This is a genomic window from Antarctobacter sp. (assembly GCF_965277915.1).
In the GTDB taxonomy this organism is placed as follows: Bacteria; Pseudomonadota; Alphaproteobacteria; order Rhodobacterales; family Rhodobacteraceae; genus Antarctobacter.
Genome location: NZ_OZ255849.1, coordinates 647,406 through 666,735, shown reverse-complemented (window position 1 = coordinate 666,735; position 19,330 = coordinate 647,406). Strand labels below are relative to the sequence as shown.

Below are 19,330 nucleotides of genomic sequence, written 5' to 3'. Positions count from 1 at the left end.
CGAACGGGTCCGGGCATCCGCACCTCCGCCACGACGGACCCGCTTATTCCCTCAGCTTGTCATAAGGTTGCGCCGGATCACATGCAGGCGGCCCGCCGATTTCCGGAGTTCATTCCTGTTTTCTCCGAAACCCAACGCCGCGCAATCGAGGGTTGCGCGGCGTCCTTCCCTGCCCGTTCTTGCGGCAGTGCGGGCGGGCCATCAAAACCAGCACGCCCCCGACCCGTCAGTTTCGACAATCGTCGAATCAACCCCGACAGGCGTCAGTCGAAACTGCCGTCGTTGCGTTCCTGGATGCGGCGCGCGTGGTAGCGCTGAAAATCCTCGCCAGTCTCGTCCTGGATCTCGTAGAGCTTCTCGGCCACCCAGGTGAACATGTCCAGCGAGGTCCCCTTGGAAAAGGCGCCCGGCATGACGGCGACCTGCGCGTCCATCGCGCTGGCGCCCTCCGGCACCTCCTCTGGCAGGAAGACGATGGTCGGGGTGAACAACACGCGCCACTTGCGGGCCATCTCCCGCTCCTGCAGCACCTCGCCGTCGAAATCCGTGACCTCTGTGCTGCCATGCAGGTTCAGCTGCACGACAAAATAGTTCTCGTCGATGTACTCCGAAACTTCCGGGTCGGTGAAGACCTCCTCATGCATCTTCTTGCAGTAGATGCAGCCGCGCTGCTCGAAAAACAGAACGAGCCGCTTGCCCTCTGCGTTCGCCTCGTCAAGATCCTCGCGAAGGTCCTTGAAGGTATCGCGCATCCAGGGGCTCTTGTAGAGGCCGTCATCGCCCATTTCCTGCGCCACCACCGGCAGCGCCATGAGCACGGCCAGCGCCGCGCCGATCCAGGTCTTCATCGCCAATCTCCTCTCGGTTTGCGCGACCGGGCCCCTACGGTCCCGTGACCGCGTCTCAGAATTGCCGTCAGCTCAGCGCTGTCCACGCCGGGAAGGTCTCGATCATCCACTGGGCGATGGCGTTCACCGTATCCGTCGCGATGAGAATCGCAAACAGGATGAGCATCCCGCCCATCATCTTTTCGACGTATTGCAGCTTGTCCCGGTGGCGTGCGGTCCAGCGCAGGAAAGGCCCGGAAAAGAGTGCCGCGATGATGAAGGGTGCCGTCATCCCGATGCCATAGACCAGCAACAACAGGCCGCCGCGCGCAATGTCCCCCATGCCGGAGGCGATCATCAGGATCGAGGCCAGCGCCGGCCCCACGCAGGGCGTCCAGCCGAACCCAAAGGCCAGCCCCATCGCGTAGGCGCCCAAAATGGTGGTCGGCTCGGCGCTGCTTTCGATTTTGGCCTCGCGGTATAGCAGGCCGATGCGGATCACGCCCAGGAAATGCAGCCCGAACAGCAGAAGGACCGCGACCGCCACCCATTTCAGGTAGTCCATGTAGTCTGCAAAGGCCTGACCCACGGCCGTGGCCCCCATCCCAAGCAGAACGAAGATCGTCGTCACTCCGGCCGCGAAAAAGACCGACGAGAGGATCAGCCGCCGCTGTGCGCCGGGCGTGATCCCCGCGTCGCCGCGCAGTTCGGACATGGAAATCCCCGCCATGTAACACAGGTAAAAGGGCACCATCGGCAGGATACAGGGCGTGAAGAAGCTTAACAGACCGGCAAAAGCTGCGCCCGCGAATGAAATGTCGAGCACTGATTGCGCCTTTCCTTGATCAATTCACATATTCAGATTAAGTTGTCCGTCAGGCCTGCGTCAATCGGTGCAACATGCGATCTTTCATCTTTCTTCTGGTCACTTGCTTCGGGGTGGCCCTGAGCGCCCTCCCTGCCCTGGCAAGCGAGTATCGTCTTGTCATGGTCGAACAGCCCGGCTGTGCTTACTGCGCGGCCTGGAACGACCAGATCGCGCCCGCCTACCCGCATACGGACGAAGGCCGGTTTGCGCCGCTCGTACGCGCCGATCTGCACATGGGCCCGCCCGAAGGCATAACCTACGCCCGCCGGGTCAACTTCACGCCGACCTTCATACTTGTTAAGGGCGGCGCCGAGATCGCGCGGATGGAAGGCTACGTGGGCGAAGATTTCTTCTGGCCGGTCTTCGCCAAGCTTCTGGGCGAACACACGAGCTTCGAGACTGCCGGTAAGGATTGAGGTGGAGCGGACGCATGGCACTTCCGGTACTGCATGACGATCTGACGGACGACGAGCTTGACGCCATCGTGGACAAGGCAACCGCGGCCTCGTCCTTTCTGAAGGCGATCAGCCACGAAGGGCGCCTGATGATCCTGTGCCACCTTGTCACCGGAGAGAAATCCGTCACCGAGCTGGAAGAGCTGCTGTCCGCGCGCCAGGCCGCCGTCAGCCAGCAGTTGTCGCGCCTTCGGCTGGAAGGGCTGGTGGTGCCGCGCCGGGATGGCAAGGCGATCTATTATCGCCTGGCGGACGACCGGCCGCGCAAGATGCTGGAATGCGTCTACGACCTGTTCTGCCGCGACGAAGACGAGACCTGACCCCGCGCCCGGGCGCCGCGCGTCTCAGGACGCTTGCGCGGTTTCGGGGACACTTGCATGATACAAGGGCCAGGTTTGGCGGGTCAGGAGGAGGGCCCGTGCATGATGGAGTATCTGACCGAGCATCACTTGGTCGCCCTTGTGGGGCTGGCCACAGGTGTGCCCTTGGGGCTTGCCGCGCGGCTTGGCCGCTTCTGCACCCTGGGGGCGATCGAGGATGCGCTTTACGGTGGGTCCACCGTGCGGCTGCGGATGTGGGGCATGGCGATCGGTCTGGCGGTGCTGGGCAGCTTTGCGCTCATGGCCTCGGGCCTGCTGACCGACAGTACGACCTACTACCTTTCGATCCGCTGGATGCCGCTGGCCTCGATCCTCGGCGGGCTTGTCTTCGGCTACGGGATGGCGCTGTCGGGCATGTGCGGTTACGGCGCGATTGCCCGGTTGGGCGGCGGTGACCTGCGCAGTTTCGTGATCGTGCTGGTGATGGGCGTGGCAACCTTCGTCGTGCTCTCCGGCCCGCTGGCGCCGCTGCGCGCGCTCGCCTTCCCGCAAGTGCCGGTCACGACCGAGGTTCCTCCAGGCATCGCGCACCAGCTGGCGGCGCTGAGCGGCATCTCGGTCAATCTGGTCGGCATGGGGATCGGCGCGTTGATCCTGATCGGCTCTGCGGCTTCGCGCGCGGTCTGGGAAAAGCCGTCAAAGGTGGCCTGGGCGGCGACCGTGGGTCTGGCCGTGGTGGGCGCCTGGGCGGGTACGTCCGGGGTGGCACGCACCGGGTTCGAGGCGCTGCCGGTTGTCTCTCACAGCTTTGCCGCCCCGCTGGGCGATACGATCCTGTGGTGGATGACCGGCTCTGCCAGACCCCTGAGCTTTGCCGTCGGGTCGGTGGCGGGCGTCTGGGCCGGGGCCTTCATCGGCTCGCTCTTCAAGGGGCACTTTCGCTGGGAGGCCTGCGAGGATCCGCGTGAACTCCGCCGCCAGATCATCGGGGCGGCCCTCATGGGCGGCGGTGCCGTGATCGCCCTTGGCTGCTCCATCGGGCAGGGACTCAGCGCCTTTTCCGTGCTCGCGATTTCGGCGCCAGTGACCTTTGCGGCCATCTTTGCGGGGGCGGCGCTGGGTTTGCGGCAGCTGATCGAGGGGTTCCAGCCGGCAGAGTGATCCGCGACGGACGCCCCGGATCGCTCAAGTCGGGTCAGAGACGATCCGGAGCGCTCTCAACCCCATTCCTGCAGGCGCGCAACGTAGCGCGCCAGGGTGTCGATCTCGAGGTTGATGCGGTCGCTCAGCTTGGTCCCGCCCCAGGTCGTCACTTCCTTGGTGTGCGGGATGAAGTTGATGCCGAAATCGCAGCCGTCGACCTCGTTCACCGTCAGGGAGGTGCCGTTGAGCGCAACCGATCCCTTGGGCGCGATGAATTTCGCCAGCGCCTCGGGCGCCCGAAAGGTGACACGAGTGCTATCCCCCTCGTCCGACATGCCGACGACCTCGGCGACGCCATCAACATGACCGGACACGATGTGGCCACCCAGCTCGTCACCCACCTTGAGCGCACGTTCCAGGTTGATCCGCGTCCCCTCGGCCCAGTCGCCGATATTTGTCTTGGAGACGCTCTCTGCCGAAATGTCGACATCGAACCAGTCTTCGCCCAGGCCAACGACCGTCAGGCAGACACCATTGCAGGCGATCGACGCCCCCATGTCGATACCGGAGGTGTCATAAGACGTGCCGATGCGCGCACGCAGGTCGCCGCGGTGCTCCAACGTCCGGACGGTGCCCATGTCTGTGACGATGCCTGTGAACATGCCTTGCCCCTTCCCGGCCCTCAAAGCCTTATTTTCGTCGAACTCGCGCGGTAGAACTTTGTTCAGAAACCGGACATATAGCGGCATCATGGTCAAGGCAACTGGCGACAAACGGGTCTTTCTGTTCCTCCAGGGACCGCATGGGCCGTTCTTTTCCCGGCTCGGCACGATGCTGCGAAGGACCGGGGCCGAGGTCTGGCGCGTGGGCTTCAACGCGGGCGACCGCGCCTTCTGGTTCCACTCCAAAAGCTATCTACCCTATCGCGGCACCCCCGAGGAGTGGCGGGGCTGGTTTTGCGACCTGATCGAGGCCCGCGGCGTCACGGACATCGTGCTCTACGGCGACGTGCGCGCAATCCACGCCCAGGCCGCCGAAGAGGCCAAGGCACGCGGCCTGACGGTGCATGTCTTCGAAGAAGGCTACATGCGGCCCTACTGGATCACCTACGAACGCGGTGGATCGAACGGGCATTCGCGGCTGATGCGGATGAGCGTGGGCGACATGCGCCGTGCGCTGGAACTGTCGGACATGGAGGCGCCCTTGCCCCCGGCCCATTGGGGCGACATGCGCCAGCACATCTTTTACGGCGCGCTCTACCACTGGTTCGTGATGTTCCGGAACGGGGATTACCGCAACTTTCGACCGCACCGCTCGCTCAGCGTTTTCCAGGAGTTCCTGCTGTACCTGAAACGCCTGCTGCTGATGCCCTTCAGCTGGGCGGATCGCGTGATCGCGACAACCCGCATCCGCATGGGCGGCTTTCCCTATCACCTTGCACTGATGCAACTGGAACATGATTCCAGCTTTCAGCAGCATTCGCCCTTCGACACGATGCCCGATTTCATCGACCTGGTGATCGCGGGCTTTGCCGAGGGCGCTCCGGGCCATCACCATCTGGTGTTCAAGGCCCATCCATTGGAAGACGGTCGCGCGCGGGTACGCCGGGCCGTGGCGCAATCGGCACTGAAACACGGCGTTGCCGACCGCGTTCACTACGTCCGTGGCGGCAAGCTGGCGCGGCTCCTGAACGATGCCCGCAGCGCGGTGACGGTCAATTCCACGGCGGCGCAGCAGGTGCTGTGGCGCGGCATCCCGATCAAGGTTTTCGGCGACGCGGTCTACGCCAAGCCCGAATTCGTCTCGACCCAGCCGCTGGCAGAGTTCTTTGCCCTGCCCACACGACCGGACAACAAGGCCTACAAGGACTACCGGCGCTACCTGCTGGAGACCTCGCAATTGCCGGGCGGATTCTACTCGGCACGCGGGCGGAGACAACTGCTGCGCCAGGTGGTGGACATGATGCTGTCGCCCGACGACCCCTATGATGCCCTGTCCCGGGGCACCGCGGCGCCACGGCAACAGTTGCGCGTCGTGCACTGACGCGCAAATTCCACCGGACTGGCTTTTTGGGCCGGAGTCCGGTATGTTGCACAAAAAAACCTGAGGCAGAACAATACAGGTCGAGGAGACCGAGCAGTGAAACAACCCCCTCACCGGTGGGCGCGTGGACTCGCGCTTCTGGTCGCGGTATCGCTTGTGGCGTCCTGCGGCCTGCCCCGCGTTGGCCCCAACAAACGCGAAATCTTTGCCGGATCGGTGCAGCGTGAGGGCGATGCATTTATCGTTTCTGTAAACGATCATGTGACGCGCGCGACCGCGGTTGTTCCGGCATTGGGGTTCACCGACAGCTTCAAGAACGCGGGCGTTCTGGGATCTGACACGATCCGCCCGGGTGACACGCTGGGCCTGACCATCTGGGAAAACGTCGACGACGGCCTGCTGGCCGCCGAGGCCGCCAATTCCACCATCCTCGAAGAGGTCCAGGTGGATGGCGCGGGCTTCATATTTGTTCCCTACGCCGGCCGCATCCGCGCGGCGGGCAACACACCCGAACGCATCCGCCGGATCATCACCGAACGGCTCGAAGACCAGACCCCCGACCCGCAGGTCGAGGTGCGCCGCGTCGCAGGCGACGGATCGACGGTCAGCATGGTGGGCGCCGTAGGCGGACAGGGTGTCTACGCCATCGAACGGCCGACACGCACGCTCTCGGCCATGCTGGCGCGCGCCGGCGGCATCTCCATCGATCCCGAGGTGGCCCAGATCACCGTCTTGCGCGGCGATCACAAGGGCAAGATCTGGTTCCAGGATCTCTACGAAAACCCCACGTTCGATATCGCCCTGCGCGGCGGCGACCGCATCCTTGTCGAGGAGGACAGGCGGTCCTTCACCGCGCTGGGAGCCACCGGCACCCAGGCGCGCGTGCCCTTCGACAGCCAGGTCATCTCCGCGGTCGAGGCCATCGCCCAGGTCGGCGGCCTGACGGCAGCCGCGGCTGACCCGACGGGCGTTTTCGTCCTGCGCAACGAACCGGCCGAAGTGGCCAACCAGGTGCTGGGCCGCGACGACCTGATCGGCGCTCAACGCATGGTCTATGTCCTCGACCTGACGGAACCGAACGGCATGTTCATGGCACGTGACTTCGTGATCCGCGACCAGGACACTCTGTACGTGACAGAGGCGCCCTTCACGCAGTGGAACAAGGTGATTGCCGCCCTGACCGGCACGCTGGGCGCGGTCAGCACGCTGTCGACCGCCGCCGACACGCTGTCGGGTGGCTGACCCGCCTTGACGAGCGGACACACGGAACCGGTGAACGCCGGGGGCCCCCGCCCCCGGCGTTTGCACGTCTACAACGGCGGGTTTCTCTGGCAAAGCCGGTTACGCCGCATCCTGCGCCTCGCCGGATACCGCGTCACCCTTGGACGCCCCGGCGCGGATGGCCTTGTGGGTGTCTGGGGGCAATCCCCCTACGCGCACCGTGGAGAGGCCGTGGCCGCGCGCAGCGGTGCCGGGCTGCTCCGGATCGAGGACGCTTTCCTGCGCTCTTTGCATCCCGGGCGCGCCGGAGAGCCACCGCTGGGGCTCTTGATCGACCATAGCGGCGTGCATTTCGATGGGCGCAGGCCATCCGATCTTGAAACCCTGCTGAACACCCACCCCCTGGACGACACTGCGCTGCTGGACCGCGCGCGGGGCGTCATGGCCCGGATGCAGGAGGCGCACCTCAGCAAGTATTCCGCCACCAGGCTGGACGTAGACCCGCCCGAGCCGGGCTATGTTCTGGTGGTCGACCAGACACGCGGCGATGCGTCTGTCCGGGCCAGCGGGGCGGATCGTGCAAGGTTTCTCGAAATGCTCTTCGTTGCGCGCGAGGAGAATCCAGGCGCGCGCATCGTGCTGAAGACCCACCCGGAAACCGGCGCGGGCTATCGCCCAGGACACTACGTGCCGGAAGATGCGGCCGGCGAGGTCGCGCTTTATGACGGACCTGCCTCACCCTGGTCCCTGCTGGAGGGAGCCACCTCGGTCTATACCGTCTCGTCCCAGATGGGGTTCGAGGCAATCCTCGCGGGACACCGCCCTCGCGTGTTCGGCCTGCCCTTCTACGCAGGCTGGGGACTGACACAGGACGAAGAGGTCATCCCGCGCCGGACCGCCCGACTGACACGCGCCCAACTTTGTGCCGGGGCGATGATCCTGTACCCGCACTGGTATGATCCCTATGCCGATCAGCTGTGCGAGATCGAAGAGATCCTTGGCGCACTCGAAGCGCAGGCACGCGCCTGGCGTGAGGACAGAGCTGGCTGGGTCGCCTCCGGCATGCGGCTGTGGAAAAGGCGCCCTTTGCAGAAGTTCTTTGGATATTACAAACGCATACGCTTCGAAGATGATGTGAGTAAAGCGCGGGATATTTCGAAAGGCGAAGGGCTTGGCCACATGGTCTGGGCCAGCAAAGCCAGCGGAAACGCCGTGAGAGTCGAAGATGGCTTTCTCAGATCGCGCGGTTTGGGGGCTGAATTGGTTCCACCACTTTCACTGGTGCTGGATTCTGGCGGAATCTACTATGATCCAACCCGCACCTCGGACCTCGAAAGCTGGATTCACAAGCGTGCGGCGCATTTGCGACCCGACCAAATGCGACGTGCCCACAGGCTGATTCACACACTCATCACAAATAACTTGTCCAAATACAATATTTCCGGAACCTTACCCGATCTTCCTGCAGGTCGCCGTATCCTGGTGCCGGGGCAGGTCGAGGACGACGCCTCGATCCTTGCAGGCAGCCCAGACATTCAGCGCAACGCCGATCTCCTAGCCCGCGTGCGACAGGAAAACCCTGATGCGGTGATCCTGTGGAAGCCGCACCCGGACGTGGAAGCCGGTCTGCGAACGGGCGCCGTGGACACTCCCGGTCGCTGGGCCGATGTCGTGCTGGAGCGTTGCGATATCGGGGCGCTCCTGTGCGAGGTCGACGAGGTCTGGACCATGACCTCTCTCACCGGGTTCGAGGCGCTCTTGCGCGGATGCCGGGTGGTGACACTTGGGGCCCCCTTTTACTCGGGCTGGGGTCTGACCCGGGACATCGGTCCGGTGCCGGCACGCCGGTTACACGGCCCTCGCCCCACGCTTGAGGCGCTGGTCCATGCGGTCTTGATCGATTATCCCCGCTACTTCGACCCGGTGACTGGCCTGCCATGCCCTGTAGAATGCACGGTCAATCGCCTGAAAACCGGCAGGATTCCCTCTCCTGGACCGGCAAACAGGATACTGGCGAAACTGCAGGGCGCGCTGGCCAGCCACTCCAACCTCTGGAGACGTTAAGGCTTTATTACAGTTAAGTGACATATTCGCCTGATAAAAAGTTATTTTCAGACTTATCCACAGGAGATTGACCTTTGGTCAAGACCGAACAAGCGCGATTAACCTTCTGTTAACACTTTGGATTAAGCGCCCTGACGGCGGCGCCAGACGTGCCTGATATCGCCGCCCGCGCCCACAACATCCACAAGGTCGAAACGCGGGGCCTCGTCCAGCCGGGCCACCCCCAGCGCACCAATACCGGGATAGCCCTCGGCCCCAAGCGCCATGCCCGCGGTAAAGACATGCAGTTCGTCCACCAAGTCGTGCAGCAAGAGCGAAGCGGCAAGTTGCCCGCCCCCCTCGCAGAAGACCCGCGTCAGCCCCTCTGCCCCGAGCGCGCGCAACATGGCCAGCGGATCGATACGTCCGCCCGAGATCTGGCAGGGCAGCAGCCGGGCTCCGACACCCTCCCAGGCGGTCTTCAATTCGCTGCGCGCTTCGGGACCGTGGCAGAGCCAAAGCGGCACGTTGCGGGCGCTTTGCGCAAGCTGGCTCATCAAGGGCACATCGATCAGGCGCGAGACGACGACGCGCACAGGCTGACGCCTGTCGCCGAACCCGCGCACCGTCAGCTGGGGATCATCGGACCGGGCGGTGCCCGCGCCGACCATCACCGCGTCGTGGCTGGCGCGCAGGGCGTGAACCGCGCGGCGGGCTTCGGGCCCAGTGATCCACTGGCTTTCGCCAGTCGCCGTGGCAATGCGCCCGTCCACCGTCATGGCCAGTTTCAAGGTCACCCAAGGACGCCCCTGGGAGATACGCAAAAAGAACCCCGCGTGATCCGACAGAGCCTGTTCGGCGCCAATGCCGGTCGTCACCTCGATGCCATTTTTCCGCAGGAAGTCAAAGCCCTGTCCGTCGACCCTCGGGTCGCTGTCGGCGATGGGCGCCACCACGCGGGCGATCCCCGCCTTGGCAAGCGCTTCGCAACAGGGGGGCGTGGCACCGTGATGCGCGCAGGGTTCCAAGGTAACATAAGCGGTCGCGCCCCGCGCGGCCGCACCGACCATATCCAAAGCGATGGTTTCCGCGTGCGGCCTGCCGCCCGGCGCGGTCCAGCCGCGCCCGACGACCCGGCCATCACGGACGATCACGCATCCGACCGCCGGGTTCGGCCAGCATTGCCCCATGCCGCGACGGCCCAGCGCCAGCGCATGGGCCATGTGGCGCCGATCTTCGGATGTCACTTCTCGGCCTGGGTTTCTGGGCGCAACTCGCTGACGAACTTGTCGAAATCGTCCGCGGCCTGGAAATTCTTGTAGACGCTGGCAAAACGCACGTAGGCGACGGTGTCGATCCGGGCGAGTGTCTCCATGACGATCTCGCCAATCATCTTCGACGGGATATCGGTCTCTCCCATGCTTTCCAACCGCCGCACGATGCCGGAAATCATCTGGTCGACGCGCTCGGGCTCTATCGGACGCTTCTGAAGCGCGATCCGGATCGACCGTTCCAGCTTGTCGCGGTCGAAATCCTCGCGCCGCCCGTTCGTCTTGATGACGACCAGATCCCGCAACTGGACCCGTTCGTAAGTGGTGAAGCGACCGCCACAAGCGGGGCAGAACCTGCGCCGCCGGATCGAAACGTGATCCTCTGCCGGGCGCGAGTCCTTCACCTGAGTGTCAATATTTCCGCAAAACGGGCAGCGCATGGGCCCATCCCCTCGTAATTCTTGATATTCCTGCCTCTGGTCATGGGGTTGGGCCCCACTTATCCACAGCCACTATAGGTCAGCCGCCATAATTTGGGTAGAGGGGATTTGAGGCCGCTAGATAAAGCCCGCGCTCAGCCCGGGATATGCCAGTGCCGCCCGCGCGCCGTGGTGACATATTCCGGCCACGGAAGATCGACCGGCGCCGGGTAGTCCGCCAGCGGCGGGATCGGGGCCGCGGCGCGGCGCTCCTCGAACTCGGCCCAGCAGGTCGACCGCGCCGGCTCGTCCGTCAGCAGGCGCAGCGCGGTACGTGACAGCACCCGGCCAGCGGTCTGCACGCTCGGGTCGATCAGCTGGGGAATGCCGCCAAGCGCGTTCATCGCCCAAGGCGGATATGGGCCCCCGCGCAGCGCCGGGCGACCGATGTAGATCCGAGCCGTCGGCGCGTGCCAGCACATGTCCGTGTAATCGTCCGAGGTGCTGTTCAACTGGGCAGGCGGAAGGTCACGACGCAGGATGGCCTCAGCCTCCTGCGGCGCGATTAGGCGGGTACATTCGGGGATGAGCGGATTGTCCGTGGCCACGGCGCCGCAGGCGGTCTGCACCTGTCGCGCAAGGTCCAGCGCCTCTGCACTGTACTCCGGCGCCCCTACGTCCTGCAGTGCCTCCCAGGCGAGACCGGCCAAGGCGTGATTAGGCAGGCCGGGGCGGGACTTGCTCACCCAGATCTTTTCGACCGTGCAACCGGTGATCTGCGCGACATGCTCGGCCAGACGGTCGAGTTGGGCAGTGATCTGTTCGGCCATTTGCAGATCCGGCACACGCATCAGGTACTGCAGGTCGGCCTGCCGTGCGGGCAGATTGTCCGCCGTCGCCTGCCCCGTGGACAGGATCGCCTCTGACACCGACCAGCCGCCGCGATGCGGCAGCATCGACTCTCGCAGGGTGCGGCCCATCTGGTACATCGTCACAAGCGCATCATTGGCACCGGGCGCGCGCACGTCGGAATGGCTTTGCGGGATCGGCGGCGCACCGTCGCCCCCTTGCATCCAGCTCTGCGGCGCCTCGCAACGGAAACGGTAGACAAAGGCATAGGCCGCACCGCAATGGGTATCCCAACGGACGGTATTGGACAGCGGCAGCATGTAGAACGGGTGCCAGGACAGCATCGCCGCCAGCCCGTCATAGTATCCCGCCGCCGCGTGCAGGGGTTTCGAGCCGCGCACCTTTTCCGCCGGTTCACCGGTAATCTGCAAACCGCCGGGAATCCCATGCGCCTGCATGGCCGCCTTCGTCGCCAGGATGCCGGCGAGCGCCCCCATGCCCAGGGCGGAATGCGGATCGGTATGACCTGCAGCCAAAGGGCCAAGCCCCTCACGCGGGGCCTCCCAGGGCACCGGAGCCTGGCAATTGGCGGGCACCGCGTCGTATTCGGCGTACATGCCGATCATCGGGCCGTCGCCCTGCGACCAGCGCGCACAAAAGGCCGTGGGCATCCCGGCCGAGCCTTCCTCGACCTCGAACCCCTCTTCGCGCAGCCGATTGACGTACCATTCGGCCGAGCGATACTCGCGCCAGGCCGGTTCGCCATAGTCGAAAAGCCGTGCGCACCAAGCCGAGAGATCCTCGGCATGGTCCGCGATCCAGCGGTCCGCTGTGTCTTTGCTCACGTTCAGAACTTCCTCGGGTCGGATGCCTCGCGCAGGTAGGCAGGCATGGTCTGCGCCTCCCCCGATAACAGCAACTGGCCCCGGTCTTCCATCCATTGCTCGATTTCTTCGGGCGTGGGATCGACCAGTTCGATCCATTCCAGGCACCACTCCATTTCCTGCAACAGCACCTCGTCCGGGATATGCGCCAGGGAGACGTCCGGCTCGTTCCAGCGCGGCCCGCCCAGGAAGACGGCCGCATACATGATCTTGGCCTTCTTGGGGGGCGTGCCATTGACCAGAAGCGCCTCGTAGAACATGCGGTGGACCTCACGCCAGCCGCGCGTGCGATAGGTGGGCAGTTCCTCGTTGCCGACACCGCAGTAGGCATCGTGCAGAGCCGCCGCCATCAGGTATTCACGGCTTTGCCGGTCCCCGATCAGCGGCGCAAAGATCACCGGGATGGTGGCACCGTCGGTCAGGGTCCGCGGAGGGGCCGTCCAAGTATCGCCGCTTGCGTCGATGAAATCGATCTTGTCCCGAGTGGGCAGGAAAGCATGTTGGAAATTCTCGATAAAGACCGGCTCTCCGGCCATCTGCAGCGGCCCGCCGATGAACCGGCACAGCCGATCGCGGCTCTCGACCTCGAGACAGGTCGAAGCCGAGGCCGCCGCGCTGCGGGCGAGGTATTCAGGCAAACCGATCACCGCCCCGGCCCCGCCTGCGACGAGCAGGAGGCCAACGGCAAAAAGCGCCCGACCTTTCGTCTTGCGTTGCATACGTTCAATCCCGGTTGCGGTCTGGAAACCCTGTCAGGTCTGCGTGGCAGTCTACCAGTGGGGCCCCCCGGAACAATGGCGGAAATCCTCACCCGCCGATGTGGGCAAGAACCTCGCGTCGGTGCGGCGCATCACGGTGTTCGAAAAGGTAAATGCCCTGCCACGTCCCCAGACCCAACCGTCCCCGCAGGAGGGGAATGGACAGGCTGACGGGCAACAAAGCGGCCTTGATATGGGCCGGCATGTCGTCCGGCCCTTCGCATCGGTGAGTCAGGTAGTCCATCGCGGGCGTATCGGCGCGAGGCACCAGGCGGGAGAAATAGGCGTCCAGATCGCGGCGCACATCCGGGTCGGCATTTTCCTGGATCAACAGGCTGGCCGAGGTGTGGCGCAGAAACAGCGTACACAGCCCGTCCCGCACCCCCGCCCCGCTGACCCATTCGTTCACCTCTGTGGTGAACTCATACAGCCCGGCACCTGTCGTGCGGATGGTGAAACTTGTCTGTGGCATGGCTTTCCCCGGCGTTATGACGCACCTATCTTAGTGGCATTCGGCCCCCGGAACCGCAACGGCCCGGACCGGATCACAGGGAGCTTTGCCATGAATGACCAGACACCGCCGCGCCGGATGACGGCTGCGGATTTCGACCAGGAGTTGCTGGACCTTTACGATTTCTACGCCCACGGACGCATTACCAAGCGCGAGTTCCTGGACCGCGCCGGAAAGTTCGCCGTCGGCGGGCTGACGGCGGCCGCGCTGCTGAACATGCTGTCACCGAATTACGCGCTGGCCGAGCAGGTCAGTTTCAACGACCCCGACATCACGCCGGAATACATCGAGTACCCCTCGCCGAACGGTCATGGGTCGGTGCGCGGCTATCTGGTGAAACCGGCCAATGCCACCGGCCCGCTGCCGGCGGTGGTGGTCGTGCATGAGAACCGCGGGTTGAACCCCTATATCGAAGATGTGGCACGGCGCGTGGCCAAGGCCGGTTTCATCGCGCTGGCGCCGGACGGGCTGTCCAGTGTCGGCGGGTATCCGGGCAATGATGCGGACGGGCGTGAACTGCAGCGGACGGTGGACCGCGAGAAACTGATGAACGACTTTTTCGCGGCCTATGAATTCATGGCCGGGCACGATGACACCACGGGCAAGGTCGGCTGCGTCGGTTTCTGCTATGGCGGGGGCGTCTGCAATGCGCTGGCGGTGGCCTACCCGGAACTCGGGGCCTCTGTGCCGTTCTACGGACGGCAGGCGGCTGCCGAGGACGTTCCGCGGATCGAGGCGCCGCTATTGCTGCATTATGCCGAACTGGACGAGCGGATCAACGAAGGCTGGCCCGCTTACGAGGCCGCGCTGCAGGAACACGGCAAGACCTATACAGCGCACATCTACCCGGGCGTGAACCACGGGTTCCACAATGACTCGACCCCGCGCTACGACGAGGCGGCGGCCGAACTGGCCTGGGATCGTACCATCGCCTTTTTCAACGCGCATCTGACCTGAAAGCAGCGGGCCGGAGCCCCCCATCGCACCGGCCCGATCACCCCGTCAACACGGAGAGCAGCCAGCTTCGACTGGACGGGACCGTCATGAGCACCACCGACACGAGGTGCAGCAGGCAGATCGCGTTCAGCAGAAAGCCGAAAGGTTGCTTGGTCGTCTTGTGACGAAACACCCGCTGCCCGAGCTTGGCGCCGATGGAGCCTCCAAGCCCTGCGACAGCCAGCAGGGTGCGCTCCGGCACACGCCACCGCCCCCGCCGCGCGCGTGTCTTGTCCAGCCCAAAAAGGCAGAAAGTCAGCAGGTTCAACAGCAGGAACAGAGCGGCAAGCGCCTGAAGAGAGCCTGCCGCCGCAGGCATCGCGTCGAAATTCATGCTGCGCCGCCCCGGCTTCAGTCGAACAGACGGATCCCCATTTGGTCGATCATCTGTTTTGCCTTCCTGATAGAGGCATCCTCGGCTTCGTCGAGATCGCGGATCATGTCCGCGCGGATCAACTGGTGAGTCCTCAGTTCGCCCTTCACCTCGCCTTCGATCAGCGCGCCGACGCGGTATTGGCCGCCCTCTGCCGCAGGTTGCGGGGTGATCCGGAAGCCTTCGTACTCCACCGTCTTGGCGGGGGGCGCTTCCGCCCCACCGCCCTTGCCGCCGAATAGTCGTTTCAGCAACGACATGCGCTTACTGGTCCAGGAAGCTGCGCAGCTTGCGCGAGCGCGACGGATGCTTGAGCTTGCGCAACGCCTTCGCCTCGATCTGGCGGATCCGTTCCCGGGTCACGCTGAACTGCTGGCCCACTTCCTCCAGCGTATGGTCGGTGTTCATGCCGATGCCGAACCGCATCCGCAGCACACGTTCCTCACGCGGGGTGAGCGAGGACAGAACCCGCGTCGTGGTTTCCTTCAGGTTCTCCTGAATTGCGGAATCCAGCGGCAGGATCGCATTCTTGTCCTCGATGAAATCACCAAGCTGGCTGTCTTCCTCGTCACCGATGGGCGTTTCGAGGGAGATCGGCTCCTTGGCGATCTTCATCACCTTGCGAACCTTTTCCAGCGGCATCTGGAGCTTCTCGGCCAGCTCTTCCGGCGTCGGCTCGCGACCGATCTCGTGCAGCATCTGGCGACCGGTACGGACCAGCTTGTTGATCGTCTCGATCATGTGGACCGGGATACGGATCGTCCGGGCCTGGTCAGCAATCGACCGGGTGATCGCCTGGCGGATCCACCATGTCGCGTAGGTCGAGAACTTGTAGCCGCGGCGGTACTCGAACTTGTCGACGGCCTTCATCAGGCCGATGTTGCCTTCCTGAATGAGATCAAGGAATTGCAGACCACGGTTGGTGTATTTCTTGGCGATGGAAATCACCAGGCGCAGGTTGGCCTCGACCATTTCCTTTTTCGCCTGCCGCGCTTCCTTTTCACCCTTCTGCACCTGGTTCACGATGCGACGGAATTCGCTGATATCCAGGCCGACGTACTGGCCGACCTGCGCCATGTCCGCACGCAGTTCTTCGACCTTGTCAGAGGACCGGTCGATGAACATCTGCCATCCACGCCCGGATTTCTGCGACATGCGCTCCATCCAGTTCGGATCCAGCTCGTGGCCGCGGTATTCCTCCACGAACTCGCGACGGTTGATGCGGGCCTGGTCGGCCAGCTTCACCATCGCGCTGTCGATGGACATGATGCGCTTGTTGATCCCGTACAGCTGGTCGATCAGCGCCTCGATCCGGTTGTTGTGAAGGTGCAGACCATTCACCAGCTCGACGATTTCCGAGCGCAGCTTCTGATAAAGCGCTTCATCCTGCTCGTCGAAGGAACCGTCCTCGTTCAGGGTCGCCGAGATCCGGCTGTCCTGCATCTCGGCCAGCGCCTCGTAATCCTGGGCAATCCGGTCGAGCGTTTCCAGAACACGCGGCTTGAGCGCGGTTTCCATCGCCGCAAGCGACATGTTCGCCTGCTCGTCGTCGTCGTCGTCGTCTTCCTTGGCGATGGGATTGCCGTCGGCGTCGTATTCCGGCTCATCGCTCTTGGGCTTGGCCGAGGTTTCGACGTTCGCGGTATCGACCACCGGTTCCTCGACCTCGCCATCCTCGTCCATCTGGCCCGAGAAGGTGGTCTCAAGGTCGATCACGTCACGCAGGAGAATGTCCTCGGACAGAAGTTCGTCGCGCCAGATCGTGATCGCCTGGAAGGTCAACGGGCTCTCGCAGAGGCCCAGGATCATCGTGTTGCGGCCGGCCTCGATGCGCTTGGCAATGGCGATCTCGCCCTCGCGGCTCAGCAGTTCGACGCTGCCCATCTCGCGCAGATACATGCGCACGGGATCGTCCGTCCGGTCGAGCTTTTCCTGCCCGCCCGAAGAGAGCGCGACCTCGCCGGCCTTCTTGGTTTCGACCAGTTCGGTCGATCCCTTGTTGTCGTCCTCTTCCTGTTCTTCCTCTTCGGTGACCTGGATGCCCATTTCGGACAACATCGACATCACGTCCTCGATCTGGTCGGACGAGACCTGATCGGGCGGCAGAACCTGGTTGAGTTGATCGTAGGTGATGTAACCGCGCTCACGCGCTTCGGCGATCATCTTCTTGACCGCCGCCTGGCTCATGTCGAGGCTGATTTCCTCTTCCTGATCTTCGGACTTTACGTCTTCGTTGTCCTTGGCTGCCATGCGGCTCTCCTGATGAGGGGCTCGGGATCGGGGGCGATTCGATAAACCGACTCATTAGCGCGATTCGGTGATTCGCACACCCGTCTAACCATATTTCTTTACCAGTTCGTCACCAATTCGCTGCTTATTTGCGGCTTTTGTCGAATCGAATCTGTGACAGGAGCGAATCAAACGCACTGCGTTCCTCGCGGTCGATCGGGGCCCCGTTGGGACCAATGTCATATTCTGCGTCATCCTCGTCGCGGCGGCGTCCGGCTTGTGCGCGCACGCGCGCGGCCTCTGCCAGGCGCCAGGTCAGCGCCTCGTCGGCCCGTGCCTCGAGGTCTTCCTGGGCTTCCTTCAATTCCAGTTGCCAGCCATCCTGCGCGGCCAGCTTGGCCAGTTCCTCTGCAACCGTCAGCCGGGCAAGCTCGGCGTTTCCGGGTGCCCGGATACAGGGCACCACGGCGACATGGCGTCCAGATCGCAGGTTTTCAAGGGCCTCGGGGCCAAGTGCCGCCTCGACCACCTCCAACATCCTGTCGCCGTCGCCCAGACCACGCAGGATCGCGTCGCGCAGGGCCGCAAGTTCGCCGTCGGCACAGGCCATGTCCTCCAGCTGGACCTCGAATTCCTCCGCAATCTCGGGCGCCGACAGGATCGCTGCCAGGATCACTTCCTGGCGCAATCGGCGCTCTCCTTCTTCTCCGCCGGAGGCCAACAGCGATGCCTTGGCACCGGGGGTCGGCACCGCGGCCACCTGTTGCTGAAACCGCCCTCCACCTCGGAACGGCCGCTCCGGGCGGGACGGACGGGCCGGGCGGAAAGCCTGGTAGCGCAGTTCCTTGAGTGCCTCGCCGTAGTGATGGCGCAACGTGGGATCCTGGATCTTGCCGATCCGGGTCCGCAAAGCCTTGTCCAGCGCCGCGCGCCGTTCGGGGCTGTCCAGAACCAAACCGTCGGTTTCCTGCCGCCAGAGCAGTTGCACCATCGGCAACGCTCCTTCCAGCACCTTGACCACCGCCTCTGGCCCCTCGGCACGCAACAGATCGTCGGGGTCCTTGCCCTCGGGCATGATGGCAAAGCGCAGTCCCTTGCCCGCCTCCAGCAGCGGCAGGGCCAGGTCGATGACCCGATAGGCCGCGTTCAGGCCCGCCTTGTCACCGTCCAGCGCGATCACCGGCTCGTTCGAAACGCGCCACATCTGCTGGAGTTGCGGTTCGGTCACGGCGGTGCCCAACGGCGCAACAGAAGCGGTGAACCCCGCCTCGCTCAGCGCGATCACGTCCATGTACCCTTCGGCCACGATCAGCCGTTGCCCCCGGCCCGCCGCCTCGCGCGCGGGCTTCAGGTTGAACAGGTTGCGCGACTTGTCGAAAAGTTCGGTTTCCGGCGAATTGAGGTATTTCGCGTTGTCGTTCGGATCCATCGCCCGCCCGCCAAAGGCGATCGCCCGCCCCCGGCCGTCGCGGATCGGGAACATGATGCGGTTTCGGAATACATCGTAGGGCGCGCGCCCCTTGTCAGAGGCCCGCACCAACCCGGCACCCAGCAACAGGTCAATCTCGACACCCCGCCCGGTCAGCGCCTGGCGCAGGTTCTCCCAGCCCGGGGGGGCGAAACCGATTTCCCAGCGTTCCAACGCCGCCTCGTCCAGACCGCGCCGCGCCAGGTAGGCACGCGCCTCGGCCCCGGCGCCGGTCTTGAGCTGAAGTCGGAAGAACCCCACCGCCTGCTCCATGACCTCGCTCAGCAGGGTCCGGCGATCCGCCTTTTCCTGGGCACGCGGGTCCTGCTTGGGCACCTCCATCCCGGCCTCCTGGGCCAGAATCTCGATCGCCTCCATGAAGCCGACATTTTCTGTCTCGCGGACAAAGGAAATCGCGTCACCCTTGGCGTGGCAGCCAAAGCAATAGTAATAGCCCTTGCGGTCATCCACATGAAAAGACGCGGTTTTCTCATGATGGAAGGGGCACGGCGCCCAGAGGTCGCCCTTGCCCTGATTGGATTTCCGATTGTCCCACAACACTTTGCGGCCCACCACCTGAGAAAGGCTGGTGCGGTTGCGCAGCTCGTCAAGGAATCCGGGGGGGAGGCTCATGCCTCTCAATATCGCCCGG

19 protein-coding genes are annotated in these 19,330 nt (G+C 64.1%); 7 read left to right on the top strand and 12 right to left on the bottom strand.

All coding sequences use genetic code 11. From position 1 onward, the window contains the following. Positions 1-263 precede the first annotated feature (263 nt). Both ACQY5B_RS04140 and ACQY5B_RS04135 read right to left on the bottom strand, forming a co-directional pair. Complete coding sequence (locus ACQY5B_RS04140; protein WP_305969517.1) at positions 264-848, bottom strand: thioredoxin family protein; 585 nt, start codon at positions 846-848, stop codon at positions 264-266. A gap of 67 nt (positions 849-915) precedes the next feature. Next, positions 916-1,653, bottom strand: a complete 738-nt coding sequence (locus ACQY5B_RS04135; protein ID WP_420326254.1) for a cytochrome c biogenesis CcdA family protein — start codon at positions 1,651-1,653, stop codon at positions 916-918. A 74-nt stretch (positions 1,654-1,727) separates the two neighbouring features. Between ACQY5B_RS04135 and ACQY5B_RS04130 the strand changes: the two genes are divergently transcribed. From ACQY5B_RS04130 to ACQY5B_RS04120, 3 genes are all read left to right on the top strand, one after another. After that, positions 1,728-2,111, top strand: a complete 384-nt coding sequence (locus ACQY5B_RS04130) for a thioredoxin fold domain-containing protein (protein WP_420326255.1) — start codon at positions 1,728-1,730, stop codon at positions 2,109-2,111. A gap of 14 nt (positions 2,112-2,125) precedes the next feature. Continuing rightward, positions 2,126-2,470, top strand: a complete 345-nt coding sequence (locus ACQY5B_RS04125; RefSeq protein ID WP_305969520.1) for an ArsR/SmtB family transcription factor — start codon at positions 2,126-2,128, stop codon at positions 2,468-2,470. A 102-nt stretch (positions 2,471-2,572) separates the two neighbouring features. After that, positions 2,573-3,631 carry a YeeE/YedE family protein gene (locus tag ACQY5B_RS04120; RefSeq protein ID WP_420326256.1) on the top strand — a complete coding sequence of 353 codons (1,059 nt, stop codon included), beginning with the start codon at positions 2,573-2,575 and terminating at the stop codon, positions 3,629-3,631. Positions 3,632-3,687: 56 nt separating this feature from the next. On the opposite strand, the gene ACQY5B_RS04115 is transcribed toward ACQY5B_RS04120, so the two are convergent. Beyond that, entirely contained in the window at positions 3,688-4,275 is a 588-nt protein-coding gene (locus ACQY5B_RS04115; protein ID WP_420326257.1) for a riboflavin synthase, read from the bottom strand. An 88-nt stretch (positions 4,276-4,363) separates the two neighbouring features. Here ACQY5B_RS04115 and ACQY5B_RS04110 point away from each other — a divergent pair, with 88 nt between their 5' ends. From ACQY5B_RS04110 to ACQY5B_RS04100, 3 genes are all read left to right on the top strand, one after another. Next, positions 4,364-5,656 carry a capsule polysaccharide biogenesis protein gene (locus tag ACQY5B_RS04110; RefSeq protein WP_420326258.1) on the top strand — a complete coding sequence of 431 codons (1,293 nt, stop codon included), beginning with the start codon at positions 4,364-4,366 and terminating at the stop codon, positions 5,654-5,656. Between the two features lie 96 nt (positions 5,657-5,752). Further along, the gene (locus ACQY5B_RS04105) at positions 5,753-6,898 is read left to right on the top strand and encodes a polysaccharide biosynthesis/export family protein (protein WP_305969524.1); all 1,146 of its coding nucleotides are present in this window, start codon (positions 5,753-5,755) and stop codon (positions 6,896-6,898) included. 6 nt (positions 6,899-6,904) lie between these two features. Next, on the top strand, positions 6,905-8,941 hold the full coding sequence (locus ACQY5B_RS04100) for a capsule polysaccharide biogenesis protein (RefSeq protein WP_420326260.1): 2,037 nt from the start codon (positions 6,905-6,907) through the stop codon (positions 8,939-8,941). A gap of 122 nt (positions 8,942-9,063) precedes the next feature. On the opposite strand, the gene ribD is transcribed toward ACQY5B_RS04100, so the two are convergent. From ribD to ACQY5B_RS04075, 5 genes are all read right to left on the bottom strand, one after another. Next, complete coding sequence (ribD, locus tag ACQY5B_RS04095) at positions 9,064-10,143, bottom strand: bifunctional diaminohydroxyphosphoribosylaminopyrimidine deaminase/5-amino-6-(5-phosphoribosylamino)uracil reductase RibD (protein WP_420328711.1); 1,080 nt, start codon at positions 10,141-10,143, stop codon at positions 9,064-9,066. A 20-nt stretch (positions 10,144-10,163) separates the two neighbouring features. Then, positions 10,164-10,631 carry a transcriptional regulator NrdR gene (gene nrdR, locus ACQY5B_RS04090; protein WP_420326261.1) on the bottom strand — a complete coding sequence of 156 codons (468 nt, stop codon included), beginning with the start codon at positions 10,629-10,631 and terminating at the stop codon, positions 10,164-10,166. Positions 10,632-10,765: 134 nt separating this feature from the next. Further along, positions 10,766-12,304, bottom strand: coding sequence for a zinc-binding metallopeptidase family protein (locus ACQY5B_RS04085; protein WP_420326262.1), 1,539 nt, complete (start codon positions 12,302-12,304; stop codon positions 10,766-10,768). A 2-nt stretch (positions 12,305-12,306) separates the two neighbouring features. After that, positions 12,307-13,062 (bottom strand): DUF1353 domain-containing protein, encoded by a 756-nt coding sequence (locus ACQY5B_RS04080; RefSeq protein WP_420326263.1) that lies wholly within the window; start codon positions 13,060-13,062, stop codon positions 12,307-12,309. 88 nt (positions 13,063-13,150) lie between these two features. Next, complete coding sequence (locus ACQY5B_RS04075; protein ID WP_420326264.1) at positions 13,151-13,573, bottom strand: secondary thiamine-phosphate synthase enzyme YjbQ; 423 nt, start codon at positions 13,571-13,573, stop codon at positions 13,151-13,153. A 90-nt stretch (positions 13,574-13,663) separates the two neighbouring features. On the opposite strand from ACQY5B_RS04075, the gene yghX reads away from it, so the two are divergent. Beyond that, a complete protein-coding gene (gene yghX / locus ACQY5B_RS04070; protein ID WP_305969531.1) occupies positions 13,664-14,569 on the top strand; it encodes a YghX family hydrolase in 906 nt (301 codons plus the stop codon). A 37-nt stretch (positions 14,570-14,606) separates the two neighbouring features. Here the strand turns inward: yghX and ACQY5B_RS04065 are convergent, their stop codons facing one another. From ACQY5B_RS04065 to dnaG, 4 genes are all read right to left on the bottom strand, one after another. After that, positions 14,607-14,942 carry a DUF1294 domain-containing protein gene (locus ACQY5B_RS04065; protein ID WP_420326265.1) on the bottom strand — a complete coding sequence of 112 codons (336 nt, stop codon included), beginning with the start codon at positions 14,940-14,942 and terminating at the stop codon, positions 14,607-14,609. Positions 14,943-14,959: 17 nt separating this feature from the next. After that, complete coding sequence (locus tag ACQY5B_RS04060; protein ID WP_420326266.1) at positions 14,960-15,241, bottom strand: HlyU family transcriptional regulator; 282 nt, start codon at positions 15,239-15,241, stop codon at positions 14,960-14,962. A gap of 4 nt (positions 15,242-15,245) precedes the next feature. Continuing rightward, positions 15,246-17,231, bottom strand: coding sequence for an RNA polymerase sigma factor RpoD (rpoD, locus tag ACQY5B_RS04055; protein WP_420326268.1), 1,986 nt, complete (start codon positions 17,229-17,231; stop codon positions 15,246-15,248). Between the two features lie 124 nt (positions 17,232-17,355). Then, positions 17,356-19,311 (bottom strand): DNA primase, encoded by a 1,956-nt coding sequence (dnaG, locus tag ACQY5B_RS04050; RefSeq protein WP_420326269.1) that lies wholly within the window; start codon positions 19,309-19,311, stop codon positions 17,356-17,358. Positions 19,312-19,330 lie beyond the last annotated feature (19 nt).

Coding starts and splice junctions, on each gene's coding strand:
- ACQY5B_RS04140 (WP_305969517.1), bottom strand. CDS start 848: ATGAAGACCTGGATCGGCGCGGCGCTGGCCGTGCTCATGGCGCTGCCG.
- ACQY5B_RS04130 (WP_420326255.1), top strand. CDS start 1,728: ATGCGATCTTTCATCTTTCTTCTGGTCACTTGCTTCGGGGTGGCCCTG.
- ACQY5B_RS04125 (WP_305969520.1), top strand. CDS start 2,126: ATGGCACTTCCGGTACTGCATGACGATCTGACGGACGACGAGCTTGAC.
- ACQY5B_RS04120 (WP_420326256.1), top strand. CDS start 2,573: ATGATGGAGTATCTGACCGAGCATCACTTGGTCGCCCTTGTGGGGCTG.
- ACQY5B_RS04115 (WP_420326257.1), bottom strand. CDS start 4,275: ATGTTCACAGGCATCGTCACAGACATGGGCACCGTCCGGACGTTGGAG.
- ACQY5B_RS04110 (WP_420326258.1), top strand. CDS start 4,364: ATGGTCAAGGCAACTGGCGACAAACGGGTCTTTCTGTTCCTCCAGGGA.
- ribD (WP_420328711.1), bottom strand. CDS start 10,143: ATGGCCCATGCGCTGGCGCTGGGCCGTCGCGGCATGGGGCAATGCTGG.
- nrdR (WP_420326261.1), bottom strand. CDS start 10,631: ATGCGCTGCCCGTTTTGCGGAAATATTGACACTCAGGTGAAGGACTCG.
- ACQY5B_RS04080 (WP_420326263.1), bottom strand. CDS start 13,062: ATGCAACGCAAGACGAAAGGTCGGGCGCTTTTTGCCGTTGGCCTCCTG.
- ACQY5B_RS04075 (WP_420326264.1), bottom strand. CDS start 13,573: ATGCCACAGACAAGTTTCACCATCCGCACGACAGGTGCCGGGCTGTAT.
- yghX (WP_305969531.1), top strand. CDS start 13,664: ATGAATGACCAGACACCGCCGCGCCGGATGACGGCTGCGGATTTCGAC.
- ACQY5B_RS04065 (WP_420326265.1), bottom strand. CDS start 14,942: ATGAATTTCGACGCGATGCCTGCGGCGGCAGGCTCTCTTCAGGCGCTT.
- ACQY5B_RS04060 (WP_420326266.1), bottom strand. CDS start 15,241: ATGTCGTTGCTGAAACGACTATTCGGCGGCAAGGGCGGTGGGGCGGAA.
- rpoD (WP_420326268.1), bottom strand. CDS start 17,231: ATGGCAGCCAAGGACAACGAAGACGTAAAGTCCGAAGATCAGGAAGAG.
- dnaG (WP_420326269.1), bottom strand. CDS start 19,311: ATGAGCCTCCCCCCCGGATTCCTTGACGAGCTGCGCAACCGCACCAGC.